This window comes from Mesorhizobium waitakense, from assembly GCF_056431085.1.
On sequence record NZ_JBWKME010000100.1, the window covers coordinates 62,647 to 87,523 of the forward strand.

Below are 24,877 nucleotides of genomic sequence, written 5' to 3' on the forward strand. Positions count from 1 at the left end.
CCATGAATGAGGCCGACGCTCTCGACATCGTCCAATACGCGGTGTGGACGGTGCTCACTGCGTCCGCCCCGGTGGTGCTGGTCGCGATGGCGGTCGGCATCGGCATCGCCCTCATCCAGGCGCTGACGCAGGTTCAGGAGATCACCTTGACCTTCGTGCCGAAAATCGTCGCCATCATGCTGGTGGTGGCGCTGACCGGCCCCTTCATCGGCAGCCAGATATCGGCCTTCACCAACGTCATCTTCGAGCGCATCCAGAACGGATTCTGAGCAATTCCAGGAAAAGTGTGAAACGGTTTTCCGTCCGGAATTGCGTCAAAACAAGAGATAGAGCGGTTCGGCGTTTCCGTGAAACGATGAACCGCTCTGAACAAGTCGACGGAAGCCGTGCCGCGGCTTGTTGGCGGCCTCACCACCAGCTCCTCACCCAAGCACCGCATGCGCAGGTCCGTGCCGAACCATCCGGATCCTCGACCGCTGCGGAATGAAGACGTGGACCGCCTCTATCCCATTGTTGGACCATGACCTTTTTCGAAAGGTGTTCGCCCTTTCAACCGCCATGCCCTACTTTCGGCAAATGATCTGAGCAAACGGATCGTCTGACGAGCAGGCACGACATGGCAGGGACCCACCGATGATTGACGAAAAGCCGGAAAGCGAGAGCGTTTCGGCGCTGGCGCCCTTCCGGCACGGCATTTTCCGCGCCGTATGGGCCGCAAGTCTCGTCTCGAATTTCGGCGGCCTGATCCAGGGCGTCGGCGCCGCGTGGATGATGACCACGATCGCCACCTCGCCCTATCAGGTGGCGCTGGTCCAGGCTTCGACCACCTTGCCGATCATGCTGTTTGCGCTCGTCGCCGGCGCCATCGCCGACAGTTTCGACCGGCGCAAGGTGATGCTGGTCGCCCAGACCTTCATGCTGGTCGTCTCGGTGCTTCTGACCCTGTTCACCTATTCCGGCCTGATGACGCCGTGGACGTTGCTGGCCTTCACCTTCCTGATCGACAGCGGCACGGCGCTCAACAGCCCGTCCTGGCAGGCCTCCGTCGGCGACATCGTGCCCCGCAACAAGGTGCCGGCCGCCGTCGCGCTCAACTCGATGGGCTTCAACCTGACCCGCAGCGTCGGCCCGGCGATCGGCGGCATCATCGTTGCCGCCGCCGGCGCGGCGGCGGCCTTCGCGGCCAATGCGGTGAGCTATATCGGCCTCATCGTCGTACTGGCGCGCTGGAAGCCCGACCTGCCGGTCTCGACCTTGCCGCGCGAGTCGCTGGGCGCGGCCATGGGCGCCGGCCTGCGCTACGTCGCCATGTCGCCCAACATCGGCAAGGTGCTGGTCAGGGGCGCGGCTTTCGGCTTCAGCGCCGGCGCGGTGCTGGCGCTCTTGCCGCTGGTGGCGCGCGATGTCGTCAAGGGTGATGCCCTGACCTACGGCATCATGCTCGGCGCTTTCGGCATCGGCGCGGTCGGAGGCGCGCTGATCAGCGTGCGGCTACGGCAGCTGCTATCCAGCGAGACGATGGTGCGCTCAGCCTTCGCCGGCTTTGCCGCCTGCGCCTTCAATGCCGCCGTCAGCCATCACGCCTGGCAGACGTCGCTCGGCCTGCTGGTCGGCGGTGCCTGCTGGGTGATCGCCCTTTCGCATTTCAACGTCACCGTGCAGATGGCGACACCGCGCTGGGTGGTCGGCCGGGTGCTGTCGGTCTATCAGACCGCGACCTTCGGCGGCATCGCGCTCGGCAGCTGGATCTGGGGCGTCGTCGCCGATGCGCATGGCGCCGAAACCGCGCTGATCGCGGCCAGCATCGCCATGCTGGCCGGCGGCGCCATCGGCTTCTTGCTGCCGCTGCCGCAGCAGCAAGTGCTCAACCTCGATCCGCTCAACCGCTTCAAGGAGCCGCACCTTGCGCTCGACCTCAAGCCGCGCAGCGGCCCGATCGCCATCATGATCGAATACATCATCCGCGACGAGGACGTGCCGGAGTTCCTCGCCACCATGGCCGAACGCGGCCGCATCCGCCGCCGTGACGGCGCCCGCAACTGGACGCTGGCACGCGACCTCGAAAATCCAGCGATCTGGATCGAGCATTATCATACGCCGACCTGGCTCGAATATGTGCGCCACAATGGACGCATCACCCATGCCGACGCCATCATCGGCGACCGCTTGCGGGCGCTGCACAGCGGCGACGAACTGCCCCGCGTGCGCCGCATGATCGAGCGCCCGACGACCGCGGGCACGGCGCTCGTGATGGCCAAGGGGCCGATCGAGCACTAACCGGGGCCACCTTTGGGCGACGTGCACTAACCTTCGCCCGACAGGTCCCTGCGCGCCTTGTCGAGTTCCTCGGCATAGCGCCGCATCAGATGGCCTTCGGTCAACAGCCCCAGCACGATACGGTCGGCGAAATCCTCGACCACGGCGAGCTCTTCAGCGCCGGCGCGCTGGAAGGTCTCGGCGGCCGACTGCACGTTCATGCTCGGCACCAGCACCGCGTCCTGGTACTTGGCAAGATCGCGCACCGCCACCGCGCCATCGGAGGGATCGCTGTGCAGTTCGGCCACGATCAGCACGCCGACATAGTGATCGCCCGGGTCGACGGCGATGACGCGCTGGGCTGAGCCGAGCGGCACTTCCTTGCGGAAGGCCGCCAGCGTCGTCGAGGCATGGATGGTCCTGATATCCTTGCGCATCATCGAGCCGACGGTGAGGCTGCGCATCCAGCCGACATCGTGAGCGCTGCGGATGGTCTCGCCGCGCAGATGGAAGCGCCAGGTCGAGAACGAGTAGCCGAAGGTCTCGCGCACAAGGATGGCCGACATGATCGAGGCCGCCAGGACAACGCCGGTCAGCGTCAGGTCGCGGGTCGATTCCAGCGCCAGGAAGGTCATCGTCAGCGGGCCGCCGACGACACCGACGGCGAGCGACGTCATGCCGACGACGGCGGCAACGGCGGGGTCGATACCGGTTGCCGGCGAGACGAGCGCCATCACGCCCGCGAACGCCTTGCCCAGCAGCGCACCGAGGAACAGCGAGGCGAAGAACAGCCCGCCGCGAAAGCCCGAGCCCAGGGAGATGGCGGACGCCGCCAGTTTCAACACGAAGACGCTGGCCACCACGGCCAGCCCGTAGTTCATCGAGAATTCGCGATGCAGCGCGCCATGGCCGCTGGACAGGACCTGCGGCGTGATCAGGCCCAGCAGCCCGACGATGACGCCGCCGATGACGGGGCGCAACGACGCATCGACCGACAGCCTGTTGAAACCGCGTTCGATCAGCGTCACCAGATGCATGATGGCGATCGAGGCCGCCCCGCCGAGCAGGCCGAGCAGCAGGAACGGCACGTACTGGCTGGCGGTCAGCGCCGGCAGGCCCGAAAGCTCGAGCGGAAACGGCACCCCGCCAAACACTTCCGCCGTCAGCGAGGCTGAGATCGCCGCGGTCATGACAGGCGCGACATTGGCGACCGAGTAGATGCCGATGACCAGTTCGAAACCATAGAACGCGCCCGTCAGTGGCGCATCGAAGGCGGCTGCTATGGCGCCGGCGGCACCACAGCCGACCAGGATGCGGACATCGTTGCGGCGCAGCCGGAAGATGCCCGCCAGTCGCGACGCCAGGCCGGATCCGACCTGCGTGTAGCCGGCTTCCAGCCCGACCGAGGCGCCGAAGCCGCTGGAGATCATCGTCTGGCCGGCGATGATGAAGGTGTCGGTGAGCGACATGCGCCCGCCATAGAGCGCGTTGGCTTCGATCGGGTCGATCGGCGTGCGGAATTTGCGCAGTCTGAGCCAGATCACCGTCAGTCCAAGCAGGATGCCGCCGATCGCCGGTATCAGCGCCTGCATCGGGTTGGCGAGCGAGAACATGCCGGAAAGCCGGCCACCGGGCTGAACGCCGAACAGCAGCCCGTGCAGGTCCTGCACGATCTGGCTCATCGCCGTGACAAGAATGCCTGCCATCACCCCGACCACACCGGCCAGGATGACCACGGCGATGCCGCGCGCCTCGAGCAGCGGCACCGATCTGATCAGCACCGAGCGCAGCCGGCGGGCGTAGACTTCGTTGTGGTTTCTGGAAAGCACCGGGGCGGCTCGCCGATATCGGGAAGAGGCAGTGGAAAGTCCGCCTGATACGCCCGGCGACACGGCATGGCAACCACATTGGCGACAGACAAGGCGCCATTGTGGCATGGGGCGACCGGTTGCGGCCGCGCCTGGCTCTGTTGGAACGCGAACGGCTACCGTCGGCTGGCGGACCGATCAGGTCGGCTTGGGATCGCCGGCCTCATAGAGCACGAGATTGCGCTCGCCGATGCCAAGTGCCGGCCAGCTCGCGCGCCAGTCCGCAAGGTGCGGCGAGCGGAAATGCGCATCGAGCGCCTTCCTGTCGCTCCAGACCTCCGTCACCCGGATGAGCCCGGCATCGAACACGTCCTGCGCATAGGAATATTCGAGGCAACCGGGCTCGGCGCGGCTGACCGAGACCATGCGCTCCATCGCGGGCTTCGCCTCCCCGAGCTTTTCCGGCGGCAAGCGGATGGTGCCGATGATCAGGAGCATGAGATTTCCTCTTGGAAGCGGTGGTCGAAAGCCCAGTAGCCAGTCTCCCACCCTCGCGCAAGCTTGGCCGGTTAGGCTCACAAGGCTGCCGCGCGGGCAGGCTTGGCATTTTGGGGACGACATGGCGATCAGCGAAAGCATCCAGCCCGGCGCAGTGGCCAAGAACGGCCGCGACGTCTTCTTCGCCATCGGCATCGTCATCATCCTGGCCGTGCTGTTCCTGCCGATCCCGGCCTTTCTCATCGACATCGGCCTCGCCTTCTCGATCGCGCTGTCGGTGCTGATCCTGATGGTTGCGCTGTGGATCCAGCGACCGCTCGATTTCTCGTCATTCCCGACCGTGCTGCTCATTGCCACCATGCTGCGGCTGTCGCTCAACATCGCCACCACGCGCATGATCCTGTCACATGGCAATGAGGGCACGCACGCCGCCGGCTATGTCATCGCCGGCTTCTCCAAGCTGGTGATGGCCAGTGATTTCGTGATCGGCCTGATCGTCTTCATGATCCTGATCGTGGTGAACTTCATCGTCATCACCAAGGGTGCGACCCGTATCGCCGAAGTCGGCGCCCGCTTCACCCTCGACGCCATCCCCGGCAAGCAGATGTCGATCGACGCCGACCTCTCCGCCGGCATGATCGACGACAAGACGGCGCAGCTGCGCCGCCGCGAGCTGGAAGAGGAATCCTCCTTCTTCGGCTCGATGGACGGCGCCTCGAAATTCGTCCGCGGCGACGCCATCGCCGGCCTCATCATCACCGCCATCAACATCGTCGGCGGCATCGCCATCGGTTATATCAGGCACGGCATGGGCATGGGCGAAGCCGCCGACGTGTTCATCAAGCTGTCGGTCGGCGACGGCCTCGTCACCCAGATCCCAGCGCTGATCGTCTCATTGGCCGCGGGCCTGCTGGTATCCAAGGGCGGCACGCGCGGTTCGACCAACCAAGCGGTGTTCGGCCAGCTCGGCGCCCATCCGCGCGCGCTCTATGTGGCGGCATCGCTGCTGGTGCTGCTCGGCCTGATGCCCGGCCTGCCGCTGTTTCCGTTCTTTGCGCTGGCCGCCGGCATGGCCGGCCTCGGCTACATCATCCCGATGCGCCACAACCGCGCCGTCGCCGCCGCCGAAGCGATCAAGGACCAGGAGAAGGCGACCAAGGTCGAAGAGGAAAAGAACTCGGTCAAGGCGTCGCTCGCCACCGCCGAGATCGAGCTACTGATCGGCAAGCAGCTGTCGACGCGGCTTCTGGTGTCGCATCAGGAACTGGTTTTCCGCATGTCCAAGATGCGCAAGAAATTCGCCACACAATACGGCTTCGTCGTGCCGGAAGTGCGGGTTGCCGACGATTTCGCCATCCCGCCGAAGAGCTACCAGATCAAGGTGCACGGCACTGTAGTGGCTGAATACCAGATGCGCGTCGGCGAGATCATGGTGCTGCTTGGCAACCGCGACATTCCCGAAATACCGGGCGAGGAAATCCGCGAGCCGGCCTTCGGCATGCGGGCCTATTCCGTGGTCGAAACCTTCGCCGAAGACCTGAAGCGCGAGAACTACACCTTCGCCGACAACATGTCGGTTCTGCTTACCCATCTCTCCGAGGTCATCCGCAACAACCTGCCGCAGCTTCTGTCCTACAAGGACATGAAGGCGCTGCTCGAGCGGCAGGACCAGGAGTACCGCAAGCTCGCCGACGAGATATGCACCACGCACATCTCCTATCCCGGCCTGCAGGCGGTGCTGAAGCTGCTGCTCGCCGAGCGGGTCTCGATCCGCAATCTGCATCTGATTATCGAGGCTATCGCCGAGATCGCGCCGCATGTGCGTCGCACCGAGCAGATCGTCGAGCATGTCCGCATCCGCATGGCGCAGCAGATCTGTGGCGACCTCTCCGAAGGCGGCGTGCTGAAGGTGCTGCGCCTCGGCAATCGCTGGGACCTCGCCTTTCACCAGAGCCTCAAGCGCGACGCCAAGGGCGAGGTGCGCGAGTTCGACATCGATCCGCGCCAGCTGGAAGAATTCGGCCAGGACGCGACCAAGGCGATCAAGAAACATCTGGAAGCCGGCGAGCGTTTCGTGCTGGTCACCGCGCCCGACGCCCGCCCCTATGTGCGCATGATCATCGAGCGGCTGTTCACCACGCTGCCGGTGCTCAGCCACGTCGAAATCGCCAAGGGCGTCGAGATCAGGGTGCTCGGGACCATATCGTGAGCGTTCTCTCGCAAGGCGTCGTCATCGCGGCGTTCCTCGCCTTCTGCCGCATCGGCGCGTGCTTCATGCTGATGCCCGGCCTGTCCAGCGCCCGCGTCCCGGTCCAGGTTAGGCTGTTCGTAGCGGTCGCCGCCACTGGCGGCCTGCTCGCCTTCCTGTGGGACCGCATCTTTCCCTTCGTCGATCCGCGACCGCAGATCCTGGTGCCGATGATCATCTCGGAACTCCTGGTCGGCGGGCTGATCGGCGCCATGACCAGGCTTTACATGGAAGCCCTGCGCTTCATGGGCTCGGCCATCGCCATGCTGATCGGCTATGGCGGCACCGGCGGACCGGCGATCGAGGAGCCGGAACCGCAGGCAGCGCTTGCCGCCATCATCTCGTTCTCGGCTCTGTTGATGCTGTTCGTCTTCGATTTCGACCACGAGATCGTGCGCGCGCTGGTGACCTCCTACACGGTCGCGCCGGTCAACATCTTCTTCAACCCGCAGGCCGCACTCGTCGATGTCACCGACACGGTATCGGACACGTTCTTCCTGGTCATCCGCCTCGGCAGCCCGTTTGTCGCTTATGCCATTCTGGTCAATCTGACGATCGGCTTCGTCAACAAGCTGACCCCGCAGATCCCGATCTATTTCATCTCGCAGCCCTTCATCATCGCCGGCGGCATGATCATCTTCTACTTTGCCGTCGGCACCATGCTGTCGCTGTTCGTCGCCGGCTTTGTCGACCTGACGTTGGCACGATAGCCATGAGCACGCGCAGGGACCGCCTGAAGAAACTGGTCAAGGTGCAGGAGCAGCTGAAGGCGCTGCACGAAACCCGTCACGCCACCTTCCTTGCCGCGGCCGGCGCCGCCGAGACCGAAGCCCGGGATCTGGTCGGGCATTTCGACCGTGCCGATTCCCTCTCCGGCGTGTTTCCCGATCTCTACCATCGCCGCATTGCCAGCGCGGTCGGGCGCCAGGAGGCGAGCCTCGAAAGCGCCAGGCAGGAAGCCAGCCTCATCGCCGCGGCAACCGCACGCACCAACATGGTTGAGCGCGCCTACAAGGACGTACGCAACCGCGACGAGCGCGAACGCTCCGACCGCGAGCGCCTCGACCTGATCGCGCAGAAGCGGAGCGCAGAGTAGTGCCTGGGTGCTGATAGTTGGCCCAAATCTGTCAGACTAATCCTCTCAATGTCCGGAATTACGGTTGCGAAGAGCGCCCATCCGCCTGCTGCGGGAATTGCCGGTCGACGTTCATGCTAACTTCAGTGACCAGCTTGCGGCGAAGAGCCATAGTGTAGTCGTTTGGCCCCTTCGGCGTTATGACAAAAGCTTGGGATCCGCCAATGACGAATTTGGCAAAATAGGATGCCAATGGTTGGTCGGGATTCTCATCTTCCGTTGGAATGGCGATCGCGTTGATCGTGTATCCCTTGGCAATGGCGTTCAGCCTGCTCGGCTGAACAGGAAGTCCGTCGTTGTTCTCACCATTGGAAGAGATGTCGATCACTTTCTTGGCCGCCTTTCCAGGAAACTGGTCGAGCAGAAGACTTCCGACGTCGATGGCCGAGGAAACGGATGTTCCGCTTCGCCCTCTGCGAATATTGCCGGTATCGCCTCTCTTGTTGATCACCGACGCAGCCGCCTTGGCATCTTCCAGCCCGCAGATGCTTGTCCATGGCAGCACCATGCGTGTGTGCCCGGGACTCGACCATTCAAAGTAGGCCACGCCGATGCAGCCAACATAATTTCGGGTGATGGCCGCGATGATCTCGGGCGAAGTGAGCGCTGCGGCATGTCCCTCCCGCTGCAGGTCAGCAATCTCCGGATCAATCGAAGACGAGAAATCGACTGCGAATACGATAGCAACATCAACATTGGCCGCGTGTGCCTGCAGTGCCCAAAACACCGAAGCGGCAAGCGTTCCCGCCAGTCTCAAATATGAGCTGGCCCGCTTTGCCAGCGCTCTGACCGTCGGCATCAGAATGCCCCTGCGTATCGCCCGCTTGCGAAAGGAGACCGCTGCGGACAAGGCACCTGCGTCCTCATGCACACTTTCGAACATGTCATTCTCCATCTCGACAACCGCCCGTTTTCAACATGTGGAAATTTGGCGAGGGGCCTTGGTCCCCACGCCGAAAAGCAGCAGATCGGCCTTGGTCCACAAAAGGTAACAGCCGAGCAAGGTCAGTGGCATGGCGAGCGCCCCGAAGGACCCGCCCGACCAAACCTCGGGCAAAGCCGTGACGAGTGGCGGTCGGGTTGGGAATAGGTTCGCATCACCGCCTAGGTTCATCACATTCCTTCACTGGATCTGAATTGGCGGCGGGACGATGGCCCGCCCAGGCTGCCGGCGCCGCGGCAAAGGCAGGGGCCGCGTCGAAGGGCTGAACCGGAGCGGTCAGCAGGGGCGCGCGCGCCCGCGGCGTTCGGTTCGACATTGCGACGGACAGGATCGCACCGAGAATGATCGCGGCACCCAGTGCGCCTGCGGGTGAGTTCCGCTCGCCGAGCAAGATCGCCGCGCCTAGAGCCCCGAAGACGCTTTCGGCACTGACGATCACGGCGGCATGGCTAGCGGGGGTAAAGCGCTGTGCGGCAATCTGTATGCCGAAAGCGATCGCGGTGGAGAACACGCCGAGGACCGCCAGTTCCGGGCCGGCTGCAAATGCCGCGGCCAGTGAAAGGTTGCCTTGCATTGCCCCGAGCGGCAGGGCGAAGGCGGCGGCGCCGAGGAACTGTGTCGCCGCCGCGGTGAACGGCCGCGCATGGGTCTGCATGTGCCGGCCGAGTTCGACCATCCACAGCGCATAGCAGGCAGCCGACAGGATGGCGGTGAGATCGCCGCTGCTGAGACTGGCGAACCCGCCGGACAAAAGCAGGGCACCGACCATGGTCAGCCCGGCGGCGGCGGCAAGACTCGCTGTCGGACGTTCGCCGATGAGCAGCCAAGCGGCCAGTGGTGTCATCACGGTTGCGGTGCTCACCAGGAAGCTTGCATTTGTGACAGTGGCGCCGAGATAGCAAAGCTGCTGAAGCGTGATGGAGATGGCAAACAGCGCACCCACCCTGGCCAGGCTGGAGAAATGGCCCGGCCCGGCAGGCAGTCGCCTTTCGGTCAAGACAAAGGGCAGCACAAGCAGCCCACCGATCAGGCAGCGCAGGCCGACGGCACTCAGCGCGTCGAGATGAACAAGCACTGTCTTTTGCGCAACATTGCCCAAGCCCCATAGGGCAGCGGCAAACAGCAGCAGCAAATTGGCCTTAAGCTTGGACATACACCGCATCCCTCGGACTAAAGCCCGTCGCGGGTTTGCGATGGCTCCAACCACTTCAGGGCGCCCGGTTCGGTCCGCTACGACCGGTGTTTCGTTCAGGTGCCCCTACTTTAGCGATGCCTTAATTGATCTACCGTCACAGGAGCGCTTGAACGCGTGGTTCTACCGGTTGCGAAGCGTTAGTTTTGAGTTAGGATTTCGTCAGGCTGGGAAGCTGTTAAGAAAATGCAAAGTGAGGACAGCGTCGCCGCAAGCAAAATCTCACTCTTCGGCGGCTTCCGGATTGAAAAGGAAACTGTCGGTCCGCTCTGGTTGACCGGGAAGCGGGGCCCCGCGATCATTGCCTATCTGGCCCGCTGCCCGGGCATGGCGGCGACAAGGGAAAGGCTGGCTGATCTGCTATGGGGCGATAGCGACAGCGAACACTCGCGCAACAGCCTGCGGCAAACCCTCAGCGTTCTACGCCGTGATCTATCACGGGCGGGTGTGGATATCGTCCATTCCCGGAGGGAGTTGATCGGCCTCAGGCCGGATGCGGTTCGAGTTGACGTCGAGGAGTTTGAATCCGGGCTCTCCGCGCGTTCCGCGCCGGAACTCGAGACGGCTCTGGCGCACTACACCGGACCGTTTCTTGATGGGGTTTATCTGGGGAGCAACGCTTTCGACGACTGGGCGGCGGCTGAACGCGACAGGCTGCTGGGCCGCGCGCTTGAGTCCTTCGAAAAACTCGCCCGCCTCGTGGACACAGAGGCCGGACTCGCCCTGGCGGATCGAGTTCTGGCCATGGAACCGACGCGGGAGGAGTCCTATCGGCTCAAGATGGAATTGCTTGCCGCATGTGGCCAGCGCGACAGGGCGATAAGGACATACGAGGCTTGCAGGAGCATGCTGAAGAAGGAGTTCGGCGTTGAAACCAGCCCTGAGACGCGAGCGCTTTGGCAATCCCTGCTGTCTGCCGCCGACACGACGTCAAATCTGCAACCGGCAAATGGTGCTCCGGCCGGCCAGCGCCCCGGGCGCCCTTCCATCGGCGTTGCCGACTTCGTCAACCTGACCGGAAAGCGAGGCGACGACTTTTTCGCCAGGGGGCTCGTCCAGGACATAACCACGGCCCTCTCCGAGGTGGCCGACTATGTCGTGCTCTCCGCGCTTCCGTCCATGGACAAGAGCGGCGATGAATCCAAAACGCCGGGAATGCTCCGGGCGCGATACATGCTCAGCGGCAGCATCCAGCGATCCGGCAACGGGCTGAGGGTGAACGTCCAGCTTACCGATGCTGGCAGCGGCCATAATGTCTGGGCCCAGAAGTTCGACGGCCACTCCGAGAACGCGCTCGAATTCCAAGACAGGATCGCACGGTCGGTTGTGCTGGCTGTGACCCTCGAACTTCAACTGACCAACTGGAAGGTTCGCGACAAGAGCCCGCCGGGCGCCCCTGAAGTGCGCAGGTTGGTGAACGAAGCTCTCATGAAGTATTTTGAGATGACCCGGGACTCACTGTTGGTCGGTATAGAGCTTGCCGAGAAGGCCGTTTCGGTGGGCCCCGACAACGCCCGTGCACAGCGGACGCTTTCGATTGTAATTTCCATGGGCGTGGCGTTTGGCGCGCTGCCTCGCGAGCCAGGGCAGATCGAGCGTGCGGTTGAGCTTGCGGAAGCAGCGGTGCGGGCAGTGCCCGACGACGAAATTGCCCGCTGCATCCTGTCATTCGCTCTCGAAAGTTCCGGCCGAATCGACGAGGCCATCGCCGAATGCCAACATGCGATCAGCCTCAACCCAAGCTATCCGAGTGGCCACGGCGATATTTCGATGCTCTTTGCGTTGCGCGGACAGGTTAGTGAAGCAGTGCGTGAGGCCAACGAGGCAATCCGGCTCGGCACGTATGACGTCATCGACTTCTGGCGTCACCATGGCCTGGTTGTGGCACTGTTCGCCGGCGGAGACGACCGGCGGGCGCTCGAAGTCGCTCGCAAAGTGGTCAGGACAAAGCCGGGCTTCGTTCGTGGCGCCCTTTATTGGGCCGCGGCCGCTTCGGCAACCGGAACAAACGAAGAAGCGACACGGGCCATCCATCATTGCCTGTCACAGCTTCCTCATCTCAACCTCGGTAATGTCTGCCCCGGCTTTGTGCCACGCTATGTGAAGGATCATCATCACGCGAGATTCCTTGAAATGCTGTCGAGGGCTGGCCTTCCTGCTTCCTAGTGGAACCTGGCTACGCGACCGGGATCGTGGCGGCCTTCTCGCAAACGGAGTCCGCGGGCTTGGAACAAATGACGGGCCAGACTGTTCACATATGAGTTTGATACGACGCTGACGTGCCCGGCAGGCTGGGTAGGCGGCGACCTTAAGGAGCTATCATCATGAAGATTTCGTCGACATTTCGTTCAGTCGCGTTTGCCGCTATCGCCACTGCGGGAGTAGGCCTCGCCAGCGCCGCGCATGCCGACAGCGGCACGATCCGCTTCTCCGTCTATAAGGCTGCATTCTTTGTGGGTGGCTCTGGAGGCGAAGGCACGCTGACCTTCCATGGCCGCCGCTATCCCGTCTCTGTCGGCGGCATCTCGGGCGGCCTCGCCTTCGGGGTTTCCAAGACCTACTTCCAAGGTACCGTTCGCCACATTCGCCGCGTCCGGGATGTAACGGGGGTCTATGGGGCGGCGGGCGGTGGCGGTGCGCTCGGCAAAGGGGCCCAGGTGATCGTCATGACCAACGACAAGGGCGCCCAACTCGAGCTCACCGGCAAGCAGGTAGGCATGCAGGTCAACGCCGATCTCAGCGGTATGGCCATTACGGTGAAGTAGGACGTCGCTCCGTTCGGCGTCCCTGCGGTCGGTCGACTACGCGCATACAACGGTCGGCTTTCTAGCCATGCCATTTAGGAAACCGACGTTCCGCTTTCGGCCAAAACCGCGACGTCCGAATGGTGGCTTGGCGAAGTCCGCAGTTGGCGGCGGGACCAACACACATGCCTGCGTTCCCCCCCTGCCCGCCGCGCAAGCCTGCCACAAGCTTGTTGAGGCATGGTCTGGCTAAGGAAAACCGATAAAGGGCGGACTTTCTTGGCGATTTCTCCACCCAGCGACATCGTTATGGATGTGGCCCGAGCCGTCGACCCGACGGACATCGAGGCCGCTCGTGCCGCGCTGACCAAGCGCGCGGGCGGTGCTGCCGGGACGTTTTCGGTCGACACCGCCGCTTCGGTCGATGCCGGCTCGATTCTGTCGCGGGCCACCGCCGACAAGGCCGCGACGACCGACCCGGCCAAGAAGTTCAAGAAGTTCGAGGCGATGGTGCTGCAGACCTTCATCCAGAATATGCTGCCCAAGGACACCGAAGGCGTCTACGGCAAGGGCCTCGCCGGCGACATGTGGAAATCGCAGCTTGCCGAGCGGGTGGCCGACGTGATGGCCGAACGCGGCGGCATCGGCATCGCCAAGTCGATGCTCGCCGACCACTATCTCGAAGGCAAACGCGTCGTGCCGGTCGGTCCGGTTTCGGGCGGGCCGGAAAAGACCGAGATCGATCAACAGAACAGCCTGTCGACCTCGCTGGTCCACGAATTGCAACGCAAGGCGGCCCGGTCGATCACCGGTGACGACATCGCCATCAAGACAGACATCAAGATCTAGGAATGCCCCCGAAACCGGCAGCCGGTTTTGGGAAGGATCATGCCAAAACACTGAGACAGTGCGTATCCGAGTTCAATCTAACCAGACCGGGATTCTCATGGCCGACTTTTCGGAATTCACCGCCAACCTGCCAGCACGCACGACCGCGTCGGAAGCGCCGATCCCGTTCGCGCGCCCGGGCAACCTCGCCGCCATCATCGGCCGCATCGAGGAAGTGGTCGAGGAAGAGACGGCCGGCATCCGCAACGCCACCAACTATGATCTCAAGGCGTCGAACGCCCGCAAGAGCCGCTATCTCTATGAACTGACGCGCGCCATGCGGGGCGGCAGCGAAGCCGAATTCCTCGAACAGCACCGCGAGGGCCTGACCCGGCTGCGCCTGAAGCTTGCGAAGAACGAGGCGGCCATCCTGGCTCACCTCAGCGCGGTCAACGAGGTCGCCAGCCTGCTGCGGCACGCCATCCAGCGCGCGGAAACCGACGGCACCTATTCCGCCGGCGAGTTCGGCTGGATGAAGGCATGATGTCGAACACAATGCCCAGGCAAAAAGATAGTGCCGCTTTCCCATCGCCAGGAAATGACAAGGCCTGATGTTCAAGGTCATCGCCATCGCTGTCTGGATCTGCGCCGCCACGCTCGGCGCCGTGTTCTATTCGTTCCAGGCAGCCGGCGAGCGTGGTGTCGGCGAGACACCGAAGCCGATGCTGGGTGGCCTGGACTACGTCAAGACCGACATCATTTCGGTACCGCTGATCCGCGATTCCCAGATCGGCGGCTATTTCCTGACCAAGCTTGTCTATACGGTCGAGCCTGAGCAGATAAAGAAGCTGTCCATTCCGGCGGAAGCGCTCATCACCGACCAGGTCTATACCTACCTCTATTCCAATCCGCAGATCGACTTCACCAATAAGGCGACGATCGACCTCGATGCCTTCCGCGCCGCGATCCGCGATACCGTCAACACCCGTGTCGGCGCCACTTTGGTGCATGAGGTTCTGATCGATCAGGTCAATTTCCTGAGCAAGGACGAAATCCGCGACAACTGGCTGCGCCGCAAGAAAAGCGAGACGGCAGCGGAAATGACCAAGGCATTCAAGGAACATTGAGCAGCCCGGCTTGCCGCTGCGCCTAAGCCCCCGGGTCACGCCGGGACGTCATCTGCTGAGGCGATGGGAACCAGCCACCGGATTCCGCGTTGACGTAAACGTCAACCCAAAGCTATATGCGACCGTGATCGCGAAAGCGCGGCATGGAGCTTCGAGCGCCGCTGCGTGACAGATGCAACAGACAAGGAGAACAGCGTGAGCGTTCAGGAGATTGCAGAGAAGATCAAGTCGCGCGTGGCGAGCAGCGGATTCGATCGTTCGGTGAAATTCGACACCGGCGCCGACGGCGTCATCGTCATCGATGGCACAACCATTTCAACCACTGACGGACCCGCCGATTGCACCATCAAGCTCTCGCTCGACGATCTGGATTCGCTGATATCGGGCGACCTGAACCCGACCATGGCGTTCATGACCGGCAAGATAAAGGTCGAAGGCGACATGACCGTCGCCATGGCGCTCAGCCAGCTGATCGGCTGACCGCTCGTGAGACGCACAAAACGCCGCCCGATGGGCGGCGTTTTTGTTTTGAGCCTACGCCGGGTGGCCGCTTCGGGCAGCCCTTGCAGCTCAGGCCGCCGACGTCAGCTGCTGCGCCTTCAGCTTGCGTCCCGCCGCCTTCAGCGTGCCGTGTACGCCGTCAAGCGCGCCGTCGACCAGTTCCAGCGCCAAAAGGCGGTGCCGCTCATAGGGGCCGGGCATGGCGAGCGAACCGGTCCTGGCGGCCGAGAATCCGAAGCGTCCGTAATAGGGCGCGTCGCCGACCAGCAGGATCGCCGCATGGCCAAGCCGCGCCGCCTCGGCGATGGCATGACGCATCAGCGCCGAGCCGATGCCGGCACTCTTGAGCGACGGTTCGACGGCGAGCGGACCAAGCAACAGCGCTGCCGGACCGCCCTCGCCCAGCCTGACATCCCACAGCCGCACGGTGCCGGCGACGGCGCCCGATGCATCGCGGGCGACGAAGGCCAGGCCTTCCGAGGGCCGGCGGCCGCGCCGCAGCTTCTCCGAAGACTTCTTCCTGCGCATCGGACCCATGGCGTCGTCGAGCAGCGCTTCGCGCGCTGCAACGTCGGCTGAGGTTTCGGCGACGATGGCAATGGCGCCGGCACTCTCCCCCACAAGGGGGGAGATCGGCCAGACGCCCTCATCGATGAAATTTGCAATGTCCATTTCCGCAATCCCTAGCGAGCGGAGATCTGTTCCACAGGCGAGCCCGGGTGGACGCCAGACGCCCACCTGGGATGATCTGAGCGGCTCTTGCGAACCGTCAGATCACGTAGGATCGGAGAGGCTCGAAGCCGTTGAAGGCAACCGCCGAGTAGGTGGTCGTGTAGGCGCCGGTGCCTTCGATCAGCACCTCGTCGCCGATGGTCAGCGACAAGGGCAGCGGATAAGGCGTCTTCTCGTACATCACGTCGGCCGAATCGCATGTCGGGCCGGCGAGCACGCAAGGCGCGGTCTCCGTGCCGTCATGCGCGGTGACGATCGGGTAGCGGATCGCCTCGTCCATCGTCTCGGCCAGACCGCCGAACTTGCCGATGTCGAGGAACACCCAGCGCACATTGTCGTTGGCGGCCTTCTTCGAGATCAGCACGACTTCCGACTTGATGACGCCGGCATTGCCGACCATGCCGCGGCCCGGCTCGATGATGGTTTCCGGAATGGCATTGCCGAAATGCTTGCGCAGCGCCGAGAAGATCGCCTGGCCATAGGCCTTGGCCGCCGGCACGTCACGCAGGTAGCGCGTCGGGAAGCCGCCGCCCATATTGACCATCTTGAGCACGATGCCTTCGTCGGCCAGCGTCGCGAACACCGTCTTGGCGTCGCCCAGCGCACGGTCCCAGGCGGTCAGGTCGGTCTGCTGCGAGCCGACATGGAACGACACGCCATAGGCGTCGAGGCCGAGCCCCTTGGCATGGCGCAGCACGTCGACCGCCATCGCCGGCACGCAGCCGAACTTGCGCGACAGCGGCCACTCGGCGCCCTCGCCATCGGTCAGCACGCGGCAGAACACGCGCGCGCCGGGAGCGACGCGGGCGATCTTTTCGACCTCTTCGACGCAATCGACCGCGAACAGGCGGATGCCGAGTTGGTAGGCGCGTGCGATGTCACGCTCCTTCTTGATGGTGTTGCCGAAGGAGATGCGGTCCGCCGGCGCACCGGCGTCCATCGCCATCTCGACTTCGGCAACGGAAGCGGTGTCGAAGGACGAGCCCATCGCAGCAAGGAGGCGCAGGATTTCCGGCGCCGGATTTGCTTTCACCGCATAGTAGATCTTGGAATCGGGCAGCGCCTTCTCGAACGCGCGGAAATTGTCGCGCACGACATCGAGGTCGACGACGAGGCAGGGGCCGGTTGGACGTCGGGTGGCGAGGAAGTCAAGGATACGCTGGGTAGCCATCGGGGTCTCTCCATCAGCGCCTTTCGGCGCGCAATAAGGCTGCGGGACGCGGGCTTTCGGCCTCGCGAACACGCGGTGGACAAAGGCGGGACGGAAATCCATGGAACCAGCCGGTGGAGACCCCGGAACCATGAAACGCCGTCTCGCGGCGGTGAACCTTGGCCTTGCCCGGCCTCGGTTCGCTTTGTCTGCCTTGGCTTGGATGGGAGACCCGTCCGCACTGCCGGCAATGAGGGTGTGCCTCTTCAGTAACCCCGGTCTTTGGACAACCGGCAGAACACCAGAAAGGCCCGCACCGTCGTTGCTTCAAGGTGTCCTCGGTCTGGCGGTTGGCCGCTAAACCGACTGGAGGGGTTGGCTCCAGTTACCTTACCGATTTCCCTCACCATTCGAGGATCGGCGGACACCCACAGGCACGTGCGACTTTGGGCAAGCGCGATATAAGAGCGTCGGCTTTCACAATCAATAAAAATCGCATCCAAGGTTGTAAAATTTCTGGCATCGAACAATGTTGGTGCAATCGTATCCGGATATCGAACGATGCCAGGCACGCACGGCCCCCTCAACGCATTTCTCGACGTTCGCCAGATGCCGGTGGCACATGCGGAACTCGGACCGCTGGCTGGCTTGCGGCTGGCCGTCAAGGACATCTACGACGTCGCCGGCTACCGCACAGGTTGCGGCAATTTGCAGAAATTCTCCGAAAGCGACGCCGCCTCGCGCACCGCGCCGGCCGTGCAGATGATTCTCGATGCCGGCGCGCGCTTCGTCGGCAAGACCCAGACCGACGAGCTTGCCTTCGCGCTGTTCGGTCAGAATGCGCATTTTTCGTTTCCGGTGAACCCGGCAGCGCCCGACCGCGTCACCGGCGGCTCGTCATCGGGGTCGGCGGCAGCGGTGGCGGGCAGGCTGGCGGATATCGCCACCGGCTCCGACACCGGCGGCTCGATCCGCGCACCGGCGAGCTTTTGCGGGTTGATTGGGCTACGCACCACGCATGGCCGCATTTCGCTCGACGGCGCGATGAAGCTGGCGCCGAGCTTCGACACGTTCGGCTGGTTCGCCGACGATATCGAGACCTACGAGACAGTGGGCAAGCTGCTGCTGGGCCGCGACCCGCACCAGCAAGCGTTGGAGCGCCCGCTGGCGCTGGACTGGCTGGATGGACTGGTCGCCCGCCCGGCACTTGCCGAATATGCTGGGATGAAGGCGCTGGCGAGCAAGGTTTTCGGCACGCCTGCGACCCCGGCGGCGCCCTTCGCCTCGTCTCCGGATGAACTCTACTGGTGCTTTCGCCGGCTCCAAGCCAGGGAAGCCTGGGCGGTGCATGGCGCATGGATCACCAGTGGCGAGCGCGACCTCGGCCCCGGCGTCGATGAACGTTTCGGCTTTGGTCGCGCCGTCGACGACCGCACGGCACAGGCCGAGACGGTGCGACGGCTGACCTTCAGCGCCGAACTGAGTGCCCTGCTCGGCAAGGACGGCTTCCTTGTCCTGCCGACGGTGCCTGGCCCGGCGCCCTACGTGGACAGCACGCCAGAGCAGTTCCAGGCCTATCGCGAGCAGGCGCTGCGGCTTCTGTGCCTGGCCGGCCTATCGGGTTTTCCGCAAATCACCTTGCCCATCGGCTCGGTCGCCGGCGCGCCGTTCGGCCTGTCGCTGCTTGGCCCTTCCGGCAGCGACATTGCCCTGATACGGCTCGGCCGGAAACTTCTCGACGCCGCACGAAAGGCCTGACCATGGACACACTGACCCGCATGCGTGCCTTCATCGATGTGGTCGAGGCCGAGGGCTTTTCGGCGGCGGCACGCAAGATCGGCCGTTCCAAGGCACTGCTGTCGAAATATGTGCGCGAGCTGGAGGACGAACTCGGCGCGCTGCTGCTCAACCGAACCACAAGGCAGTTCTCGATGACGGAGGCCGGCCACACCTATTACCGGCGCGCCTCCGAGATCGTGCGCGAGGTCGACAGCCTGGCCGATGCGGTGCGCGAATCCTCAGGCGACGTGCGCGGCCGGATCAAGCTGTCGGCGCCACGCACCTTCGCCGATGCGCCGATCGGCCAGTCGCTGATCGACTTCGCCAAGCAATATCCCGACATCGTGCTCGACATCCAGCTCGACGACCGTTTCGTCGACCTTGTCGAGGAAGGCTTCGATCTCGCAGTGCGCATCTCGCGGCTGGAGAACTCGTCGCTGATCGCCAGGCGGCTGGCGCCGTTTTCGATAAGGCTGTGCGCCTCTCCCGAACTGATCGCCAAGCACGGCATGCCGATGCGGCCGCAGGATCTCGGCCGCATGCCCTGCATCGTCGACACCAATGGCCGCGGTCTGAACAACTGGCCGTTCAAGGGCGAGAATGGCGATCCGGTGAGCGTCGCGGTGTCGGGTCCTATCGAGGTCAACAGCCCGATGACGGCGCGGGCGGCGGCCCTGGCGGGGCTCGGATTTTCCGTCCTACCGGATTTCATCGCCGCGCCCGATCTCGAAAGCGGGCGGCTGGTCACGGTGCTCGATGACCGCATCCTGTCGGGCGGCGGCATTTTTGCCGTCTACCCGCACCGCCGCTACCTGCCGGCCAAGGTCCGCGTTTTCGTCGACTTTTTGGTGCAGTGGTTCAGGACGCGTGAGGCTGCCTGACCGTTCCAAGCCGCTGCCCGCTTTTGGGCGACGCACACCAGCGGTCCCAATTTCGCCCCCTTTCTGGTAACTCTCGACATCTCTCCGAGGCCGGTGGAATCGCGACCGAGAATGCACCTGAAACGGCACGCAATCATGCTGGCTTCGGCCTTGGCGGCGACCTTTGCCGCCACGGGACCGGCTTACGTGCATCCCCATGTCTTCGCCGAGGCTCGCCTCGACGTGATCCTCTCCCCGGATCACCAAAGTGTGAAGGCGCTGCGTCATCTCTGGCGCTTCGACGATCTGTTTTCCTCGACGGTGATGATGGAGTTCGACAAGAACTCCGACCTGAAGCTCGACGACAAGGAACTGAAGGAGGTTGCCGACACCGTCCACGCCTCGCTGGCCGAGTTCAACTACTTCCAGCTCGTCACTGTCGACGGCAAGGACGTGGCGATGACGCCGCCGCCGCATCTGATGGCCAATTTCGACAATGACCAGCTGATCATCCTGTTCGAGTCCGAGCCGAAGGAGCCGATCAAGCTCAACGGCAAGATCGACATCGGCGTCTACGATCCGACCTTCTACACGGCGATCGATTTCACCGAGGACCGCAACATCACGGTTGAAGGCCTGCCGTCGAATTGCACCAGCAAGGTTATCCGTCCCGATCCGGACGAGGCGATCGCCGAAAACCAGAAAACCCTGACCGATGCCTTCTTCAACGATCCGACAGGCACCGACATGAGCAAGATCTTCGCCACCAAGCTCGAACTGAACTGTCAGCCAGAAGGATGAAGCCGGTGACGAAACCGTCCCTGCGTTTGGCATTCGGCCTGTTGGCCATCACCTTTGTCATGATGCATTTCGCCAGTTCCGCCCATGCCCAGAGTTCGCTCGGCATCGGCGTCAATGACGGCATGGCGCCCACCACCGGCCCATTCGCCCACATCCTGATGTGGATCAATCTGAGGCAGCAGGAATTTTACCGCGCACTGGCGACGGCGATGAAGGCGATGCGTCAGGACGGCAGCAAGCTGTGGGTGCTCATCGGCCTGTCCTTCGCCTACGGCATTTTCCACGCCGCCGGCCCCGGTCACGGCAAGGCGGTGATCTCGTCCTACATGGTGGCCAATGAAGTGGCGCTGCGGCGCGGCATCCTGTTGTCCTTCGTCTCGGCACTGCTGCAGGGCCTGACCGCGGTCGCAGTGATGGCGGTCGCCTATTTCGTCCTGCGCGGCACCGCCGTCTCGATGACCGATGCGGCCTGGTTCATGGAAATCATGAGCTTTGTTTTCGTCACCCTGTTCGGTGCCTGGCTGCTTTGGCGCAAGCTCGGCCCCTCCGTCCTGCGCCTGTTTGGCAGAAGCCCCGCCTACAGCCTGTCGGCGGCTCACGCCGGTCATTCCCATGCGGGTCATTCGCACGCCGGCCATTCGCATGCCGGCCACTCGCATGGTGGTCATTCGCATGCAGTGCATTCGCATGCTGACCATGACCATTCGGCGCATGCCCATTCGCACGCCCTGCACGTGCATGACGATCACGACCATGCGCATTCGCACGATCATCACGAGCACGGTGCGCATGATCATGGCGCACACGACCATGCTCATCATGATCATGCGGCCGGCGAGGTCTGCGACACCTGCGGCCATTCGCATGCGCCTGATCCGGCGCTGCTGTCTGGCGACCGCTTCGACTGGCGCACGGCCTGGTCGGCAGTGGCGGCTGTCGGCATCCGCCCCTGTTCCGGTGCGCTGATCGTCCTGAGCTTTGCACTTCTCAACGGGCTCTGGCTCGGTGGCCTGCTGTCAGTGCTGGCCATGTCGCTGGGTACCGCCATCACCGTCTCGGCGCTGGCCACCCTTGCGGTGACCGCCAAGAACTGGGCGGTGTATTTCGCCGGTGACGGCCGTATGGGCAACCGCATCCACTCGATCGTCGAGATCGGTGGCGCGGCGTTCGTCTTCCTGTTTGGGCTGTTGCTGCTGTCGGCGAGCCTGGCGACGGGTGGATGATGTTGCGGTTGGCGACGCTCCGGGTTTAACCCGCGATCTTGCCGCCCAGCTCATCCTCGATATGCGCGCGGATAATCTCGTCAAAGCTCTTCTCGGCGCTGAAGCCGAGCTCCCTTGACCGCCGCGCCTCGAACCGCGTCGGCCAGCCCTTGACGATCGCCCAGATCGTCTCGTCCGGCTCCTCGCGGATCAGCTTCACCACCTTCGATCCGGCGATGCGGTCCAGTGCCTCGATCTGCTCGCCGACTGTGACCGCGACGCCGGGCATGGTCAAATTGCGGCGCGGCCCGACAGCGTTGCCGTCGATCTCCGCCGCATGGATCAGGAAATTGACCGCCGAGCGCGGGCTGGCATGGGTGTGCACGACCGAACGCGGCACTGGCAGGATTGCCTCATGGCCGCTCAACGGTTCGCGGATGATGCCGGAGAAGAAGCTGGAGGCTGCCTTGTTCGGCTTGCCTGGCCGCACGCATATGGTTGGCAGCCGGATGCCGATGCCGTCGAAGAAGCCACGCCTGGAATAATCGGCGAGCAGCGCTTCGCTCATCTGCTTCTGGGTCCCGTAGGAGGTCAGCGGCGTCGGATGGAATTCATCCGGGATGACATCCGGAAACGGCGCGCCGAACACCGCGATCGACGAGGTGAAAACGACGCGCGGTGCGAACCCTGCAACGCGAATGGCATCGAACAGCGCCCGCGTGCCGTCGAGATTGACGCGGTAGCCGAGATCGAAATTCGCCTCCGCCTCGCCGGACACGATGCCGGCGAGATGAAAGACGACATCGGGGCGCGACGCGACTAGGCGCTCAGTGGCGCCCGTCTCAGCGAGATCGCCGGTGTGGGTGGTGAAGCTGACGCCGTCCATGGCTGGGGCCTGCGGCGGCACGATGTCGTGCAGGTCGAGTGCTGCGATCTTGCGGCCGCGCAGCGTGCCGTCCTTGGCCAGCCGGGCAATGAGCTTGCGGCCGACCATGCCCGCGGCGCCAGTGATCAGAATACGCATGTCGAAATCCCTTATTTGCCCTGGTTTTTGCGCTGGTTGCGGGCCCGCAGCCAGAACACCGAGAAAAACGCCAGCACGAACACGATGCCAAAGGCACCGGCCAGCACGGTCGAGAAACTGCCAAGTGCCAGCATCACGGTCGGCAGGTAGAAGGCGGCGATACCGAACAGAAGCATGATCCACGCTGCCGCGATGGCCGCATTCCTGGTGTCGCGGTCCATCATGCTGCACCGGGGCAGCGGATCTTCATCAAGCTGGTTTTCAAGGCTTTGGGACTCCTGGGGCAGGACCAATCGATATCAATCGATCAGGCCTGGTGATGATGGTCGTGATGCGCGGCCGCACCATGCTCGTGATCATGATCGTGGTCGTCACTATCGTCGGCGCACTGTCCGAATTCCGGTTCCACGGTGGCATGGCTGATGCCGTGCTTGCTGGCAAGCCGCTTCTTGATGGTGGTCACCGCCTGATAGGCATCGACGCCTTCGGTAAGGCAGGCATGCAGCGTCGCCATGTTGCTCGTTCCGTCGAGCGACCAGACGTGCATGTGGTGCACTTCACGCACTCCCTGGACCGTCGCCTCGATATCCCTGGCGATCAGATCGCGGTCGAGGCTCGGCGGCACGCCCTCGAGCAGGACATGGGCGGCAGCGCGCATCAGCGACCATGCCGTTGACAGGATCAGCAGCGAGACCAGGACCGACAGGATCGGATCGATCGGTGTCCAGCCGGTCGCCAGGATTACCAGCGCGGCAACGATCGCCGCTGCCGAGCCGAGCAGGTCGCCGAGCACATGCAGGATGGCGCCCCGCATGTTCAGGCTTTCGCGGTCGCCGCCATGCAGCACGAGGAAGGAACCGATATTGACCAGCAGGCCGAGCACCGCCACCACCAGCATCGGTCCGCCGAGCACCGGCGACGGCACCAGCAGGCGCCCCCACGCCTCGTAGACGATCCACAGCGCGATGACGAAGATGGCGATGCCGTTGGTGTAGGCCACCAGAGTCTTGACCCGGCCGAAGCCATAGGTGAGACGGCCGGTCGCCGGCCGGCCGGCAAGATGAAATGCATACCAGGCAAGGCCGAGCGCGATCGCATCGGCGAGCATGTGGCCGGCGTCCGCCAGCAGTGCCAGCGACCCGGTAAGAAGGCCGCCGAGCGCCTCGGCGACCATGAAGCCGCCGGTCAGGCAGGCGGCGATCAGGACGCGTTTCTTGTCCGTCGAGCCGTGCACATGGCCGGCGCCGTGATCGTGTCCGCTCTGGTCGTCGGAATGGGTATGTGCCAATGGCAACTCCCGTTACGCGCCGAATTCAGAGTTCACGCGCCAAACTCGGCGCGAAAATCCTCAAGTCGTCGCTTCTGCTGACCGTCGCCATCGAAATTGGCCGGGTCGAGCCACGCTTCATAGGCTTGGCGTAGAGCCGGCCACTCCTTGTCGATGATCGAATACCATGCCGTATCGCGGTTTTCACCCTTGACGATGAGATGCTGGCGGAAAATGCCCTCGAACTTGAAGCCGAACCGCTCGGCCGCCCGCTTCGATGGCTCGTTGCGGTTGTTGCACTTCCATTCGTAACGGCGATAGCCGAGCTCATCGAAGATGTATTTCATGAACAGGAACTGCGCTTCGGTCGCACCGGGCTTGCGCGAGATGAGCGGGCCCCAATAGATGTTGCCGATCTCGATGACGCCATAGGCAGGATCGATGCGCATCAGCGTCTGGCGTCCGGCGACCTTGCCGCTGGCCTTGTCGATGACGGTGAAGAACAGCGGATCTTCGCTTGCCTCGACCTTGTCCAGCCATGGCTGGAAGGCGGCACGTGTCTCCGGCGGATAGTCGGGCAGCCAGGCGAAGCGGCCATCGACGTCGGACACGGAAGACACTTCATACAGACCGTCGCCATGTTTTGCGGCGCTCAGCGGTTCGAGCCGGGCGGTGCGGCCGTCGATGGCCTTGCGCTCAGGCCGCGGACGCGGTTGCCAATCTTTGAGATTTTCCGACACCGAATGCTCCAATCCGTTTGACTTTTGCCGGCCAAGGCTCAC

General features: G+C 63.6%; 25 protein-coding genes. 15 read left to right on the forward strand and 10 right to left on the reverse strand.

What is annotated here, in order from left to right:
* The first annotated feature begins 2 nt into the window (after positions 1-2).
* On the forward strand, positions 3-269 hold the full coding sequence (gene fliQ / locus AC07FD_RS21290) for a flagellar biosynthesis protein FliQ (RefSeq protein ID WP_095084529.1): 267 nt from the start codon (positions 3-5) through the stop codon (positions 267-269).
* Between the two features lie 364 nt (positions 270-633).
* Complete coding sequence (locus tag AC07FD_RS21295) at positions 634-2,277, forward strand: MFS transporter (protein ID WP_478351425.1); 1,644 nt, start codon at positions 634-636, stop codon at positions 2,275-2,277.
* 26 nt (positions 2,278-2,303) lie between these two features.
* On the opposite strand, the gene AC07FD_RS21300 is transcribed toward AC07FD_RS21295, so the two are convergent.
* A complete protein-coding gene (locus tag AC07FD_RS21300) occupies positions 2,304-4,085 on the reverse strand; it encodes a chloride channel protein (RefSeq protein WP_478351426.1) in 1,782 nt (593 codons plus the stop codon).
* 177 nt (positions 4,086-4,262) lie between these two features.
* Positions 4,263-4,562: a putative quinol monooxygenase gene (locus AC07FD_RS21305; protein WP_478351427.1), complete on the reverse strand. Its 300-nt coding sequence runs from the start codon at positions 4,560-4,562 to the stop codon at positions 4,263-4,265.
* 121 nt (positions 4,563-4,683) lie between these two features.
* Between AC07FD_RS21305 and flhA the strand changes: the two genes are divergently transcribed.
* From flhA to AC07FD_RS21320, 3 genes are read left to right on the forward strand one after another with little or no spacing between them, the layout of a single operon-like run.
* Positions 4,684-6,771, forward strand: a complete 2,088-nt coding sequence (gene flhA, locus AC07FD_RS21310) for a flagellar biosynthesis protein FlhA (RefSeq protein WP_184876557.1) — start codon at positions 4,684-4,686, stop codon at positions 6,769-6,771.
* Positions 6,768-7,520, forward strand: coding sequence for a flagellar biosynthetic protein FliR (gene fliR, locus AC07FD_RS21315; protein ID WP_477228041.1), 753 nt, complete (start codon positions 6,768-6,770; stop codon positions 7,518-7,520). Before flhA ends, fliR begins: the two co-directional genes overlap by 4 nt.
* Before the next feature lie 2 nt (positions 7,521-7,522).
* Positions 7,523-7,906: a hypothetical protein gene (locus tag AC07FD_RS21320; protein ID WP_095084534.1), complete on the forward strand. Its 384-nt coding sequence runs from the start codon at positions 7,523-7,525 to the stop codon at positions 7,904-7,906.
* Between the two features lie 58 nt (positions 7,907-7,964).
* On the opposite strand, the gene AC07FD_RS21325 is transcribed toward AC07FD_RS21320, so the two are convergent.
* Complete coding sequence (locus AC07FD_RS21325; protein ID WP_478351428.1) at positions 7,965-8,828, reverse strand: DUF1194 domain-containing protein; 864 nt, start codon at positions 8,826-8,828, stop codon at positions 7,965-7,967.
* Positions 8,829-9,042: 214 nt separating this feature from the next.
* Complete coding sequence (locus tag AC07FD_RS21330) at positions 9,043-10,041, reverse strand: DMT family transporter (RefSeq protein ID WP_478351429.1); 999 nt, start codon at positions 10,039-10,041, stop codon at positions 9,043-9,045.
* A gap of 225 nt (positions 10,042-10,266) precedes the next feature.
* Between AC07FD_RS21330 and AC07FD_RS21335 the strand changes: the two genes are divergently transcribed.
* The 6 genes from AC07FD_RS21335 to AC07FD_RS21360 all read left to right on the forward strand — a co-directional run bounded on the left by AC07FD_RS21335 (position 10,267) and on the right by AC07FD_RS21360 (position 15,259).
* On the forward strand, positions 10,267-12,246 hold the full coding sequence (locus tag AC07FD_RS21335; RefSeq protein WP_478351430.1) for a BTAD domain-containing putative transcriptional regulator: 1,980 nt from the start codon (positions 10,267-10,269) through the stop codon (positions 12,244-12,246).
* Positions 12,247-12,404: 158 nt separating this feature from the next.
* A complete protein-coding gene (locus tag AC07FD_RS21340) occupies positions 12,405-12,845 on the forward strand; it encodes a hypothetical protein (RefSeq protein WP_478351431.1) in 441 nt (146 codons plus the stop codon).
* A gap of 219 nt (positions 12,846-13,064) precedes the next feature.
* Positions 13,065-13,673, forward strand: a complete 609-nt coding sequence (locus AC07FD_RS21345) for a rod-binding protein (protein ID WP_478351432.1) — start codon at positions 13,065-13,067, stop codon at positions 13,671-13,673.
* A gap of 97 nt (positions 13,674-13,770) precedes the next feature.
* A complete protein-coding gene (locus AC07FD_RS21350) occupies positions 13,771-14,196 on the forward strand; it encodes a hypothetical protein (protein WP_478351433.1) in 426 nt (141 codons plus the stop codon).
* Between the two features lie 67 nt (positions 14,197-14,263).
* On the forward strand, positions 14,264-14,779 hold the full coding sequence (locus AC07FD_RS21355) for a hypothetical protein (protein ID WP_477285952.1): 516 nt from the start codon (positions 14,264-14,266) through the stop codon (positions 14,777-14,779).
* A 195-nt stretch (positions 14,780-14,974) separates the two neighbouring features.
* The gene (locus tag AC07FD_RS21360; protein ID WP_095084978.1) at positions 14,975-15,259 is read left to right on the forward strand and encodes an SCP2 sterol-binding domain-containing protein; all 285 of its coding nucleotides are present in this window, start codon (positions 14,975-14,977) and stop codon (positions 15,257-15,259) included.
* Between the two features lie 90 nt (positions 15,260-15,349).
* On the opposite strand, the gene AC07FD_RS21365 is transcribed toward AC07FD_RS21360, so the two are convergent.
* Complete coding sequence (locus tag AC07FD_RS21365) at positions 15,350-15,952, reverse strand: GNAT family N-acetyltransferase (RefSeq protein WP_478351434.1); 603 nt, start codon at positions 15,950-15,952, stop codon at positions 15,350-15,352.
* Positions 15,953-16,049: 97 nt separating this feature from the next.
* Positions 16,050-17,183 carry an ornithine/lysine decarboxylase gene (gene odc2, locus AC07FD_RS21370; protein WP_478351435.1) on the reverse strand — a complete coding sequence of 378 codons (1,134 nt, stop codon included), beginning with the start codon at positions 17,181-17,183 and terminating at the stop codon, positions 16,050-16,052.
* Between the two features lie 540 nt (positions 17,184-17,723).
* Here odc2 and AC07FD_RS21375 point away from each other — a divergent pair.
* The 4 genes from AC07FD_RS21375 (at position 17,724) to AC07FD_RS21390 (ending at position 21,825) form a co-directional block, all read left to right on the forward strand.
* Entirely contained in the window at positions 17,724-18,920 is a 1,197-nt protein-coding gene (locus AC07FD_RS21375) for an amidase (RefSeq protein ID WP_478351436.1), read from the forward strand.
* A 2-nt stretch (positions 18,921-18,922) separates the two neighbouring features.
* Positions 18,923-19,822, forward strand: coding sequence for a LysR family transcriptional regulator (locus AC07FD_RS21380; RefSeq protein WP_095084543.1), 900 nt, complete (start codon positions 18,923-18,925; stop codon positions 19,820-19,822).
* A 111-nt stretch (positions 19,823-19,933) separates the two neighbouring features.
* Positions 19,934-20,602, forward strand: coding sequence for a DUF1007 family protein (locus AC07FD_RS21385; RefSeq protein ID WP_457154706.1), 669 nt, complete (start codon positions 19,934-19,936; stop codon positions 20,600-20,602).
* Positions 20,599-21,825, forward strand: a complete 1,227-nt coding sequence (locus AC07FD_RS21390; protein WP_478351437.1) for a nickel/cobalt transporter — start codon at positions 20,599-20,601, stop codon at positions 21,823-21,825. The genes AC07FD_RS21385 and AC07FD_RS21390 overlap by 4 nt, the downstream gene beginning before the upstream one ends.
* Positions 21,826-21,850: 25 nt before the next feature.
* On the opposite strand, the gene denD is transcribed toward AC07FD_RS21390, so the two are convergent.
* The 4 genes from denD to AC07FD_RS21410 all read right to left on the reverse strand — a co-directional run bounded on the left by denD (position 21,851) and on the right by AC07FD_RS21410 (position 24,835).
* Complete coding sequence (denD, locus tag AC07FD_RS21395; RefSeq protein ID WP_478351438.1) at positions 21,851-22,828, reverse strand: D-erythronate dehydrogenase; 978 nt, start codon at positions 22,826-22,828, stop codon at positions 21,851-21,853.
* A gap of 11 nt (positions 22,829-22,839) precedes the next feature.
* The gene (locus tag AC07FD_RS21400; protein WP_111548644.1) at positions 22,840-23,052 is read right to left on the reverse strand and encodes a hypothetical protein; all 213 of its coding nucleotides are present in this window, start codon (positions 23,050-23,052) and stop codon (positions 22,840-22,842) included.
* 83 nt (positions 23,053-23,135) lie between these two features.
* Entirely contained in the window at positions 23,136-24,116 is a 981-nt protein-coding gene (locus tag AC07FD_RS21405) for a cation diffusion facilitator family transporter (RefSeq protein ID WP_478351439.1), read from the reverse strand.
* 32 nt (positions 24,117-24,148) lie between these two features.
* Positions 24,149-24,835: a GNAT family N-acetyltransferase gene (locus tag AC07FD_RS21410; RefSeq protein WP_478351440.1), complete on the reverse strand. Its 687-nt coding sequence runs from the start codon at positions 24,833-24,835 to the stop codon at positions 24,149-24,151.
* Positions 24,836-24,877 lie beyond the last annotated feature (42 nt).

Excerpts from the sequence above, each read along its gene's own strand:
- AC07FD_RS21380 (WP_095084543.1), top strand. The coding sequence starts at position 18,923 with ATGGACACACTGACCCGCATGCGTGCCTTCATCGATGTGGTCGAGGCC.
- flhA (WP_184876557.1), top strand. The coding sequence starts at position 4,684 with ATGGCGATCAGCGAAAGCATCCAGCCCGGCGCAGTGGCCAAGAACGGC.
- fliQ (WP_095084529.1), top strand. The coding sequence starts at position 3 with ATGAATGAGGCCGACGCTCTCGACATCGTCCAATACGCGGTGTGGACG.
- AC07FD_RS21350 (WP_478351433.1), top strand. The coding sequence starts at position 13,771 with ATGGCCGACTTTTCGGAATTCACCGCCAACCTGCCAGCACGCACGACC.
- AC07FD_RS21330 (WP_478351429.1), bottom strand. The coding sequence starts at position 10,041 with ATGTCCAAGCTTAAGGCCAATTTGCTGCTGCTGTTTGCCGCTGCCCTA.
- AC07FD_RS21320 (WP_095084534.1), top strand. The coding sequence starts at position 7,523 with ATGAGCACGCGCAGGGACCGCCTGAAGAAACTGGTCAAGGTGCAGGAG.
- AC07FD_RS21305 (WP_478351427.1), bottom strand. The coding sequence starts at position 4,562 with ATGCTCCTGATCATCGGCACCATCCGCTTGCCGCCGGAAAAGCTCGGG.
- AC07FD_RS21400 (WP_111548644.1), bottom strand. The coding sequence starts at position 23,052 with ATGATGGACCGCGACACCAGGAATGCGGCCATCGCGGCAGCGTGGATC.
- denD (WP_478351438.1), bottom strand. The coding sequence starts at position 22,828 with ATGCGTATTCTGATCACTGGCGCCGCGGGCATGGTCGGCCGCAAGCTC.
- odc2 (WP_478351435.1), bottom strand. The coding sequence starts at position 17,183 with ATGGCTACCCAGCGTATCCTTGACTTCCTCGCCACCCGACGTCCAACC.
- AC07FD_RS21340 (WP_478351431.1), top strand. The coding sequence starts at position 12,405 with ATGAAGATTTCGTCGACATTTCGTTCAGTCGCGTTTGCCGCTATCGCC.
- AC07FD_RS21295 (WP_478351425.1), top strand. The coding sequence starts at position 634 with ATGATTGACGAAAAGCCGGAAAGCGAGAGCGTTTCGGCGCTGGCGCCC.
- AC07FD_RS21375 (WP_478351436.1), top strand. The coding sequence starts at position 17,724 with ATGCCAGGCACGCACGGCCCCCTCAACGCATTTCTCGACGTTCGCCAG.
- AC07FD_RS21325 (WP_478351428.1), bottom strand. The coding sequence starts at position 8,828 with ATGTTCGAAAGTGTGCATGAGGACGCAGGTGCCTTGTCCGCAGCGGTC.
- AC07FD_RS21335 (WP_478351430.1), top strand. The coding sequence starts at position 10,267 with ATGCAAAGTGAGGACAGCGTCGCCGCAAGCAAAATCTCACTCTTCGGC.
- AC07FD_RS21365 (WP_478351434.1), bottom strand. The coding sequence starts at position 15,952 with ATGGACATTGCAAATTTCATCGATGAGGGCGTCTGGCCGATCTCCCCC.
- AC07FD_RS21385 (WP_457154706.1), top strand. The coding sequence starts at position 19,934 with ATGCACCTGAAACGGCACGCAATCATGCTGGCTTCGGCCTTGGCGGCG.
- AC07FD_RS21345 (WP_478351432.1), top strand. The coding sequence starts at position 13,065 with ATGGTCTGGCTAAGGAAAACCGATAAAGGGCGGACTTTCTTGGCGATT.
- AC07FD_RS21390 (WP_478351437.1), top strand. The coding sequence starts at position 20,599 with ATGAAGCCGGTGACGAAACCGTCCCTGCGTTTGGCATTCGGCCTGTTG.
- AC07FD_RS21355 (WP_477285952.1), top strand. The coding sequence starts at position 14,264 with ATGTTCAAGGTCATCGCCATCGCTGTCTGGATCTGCGCCGCCACGCTC.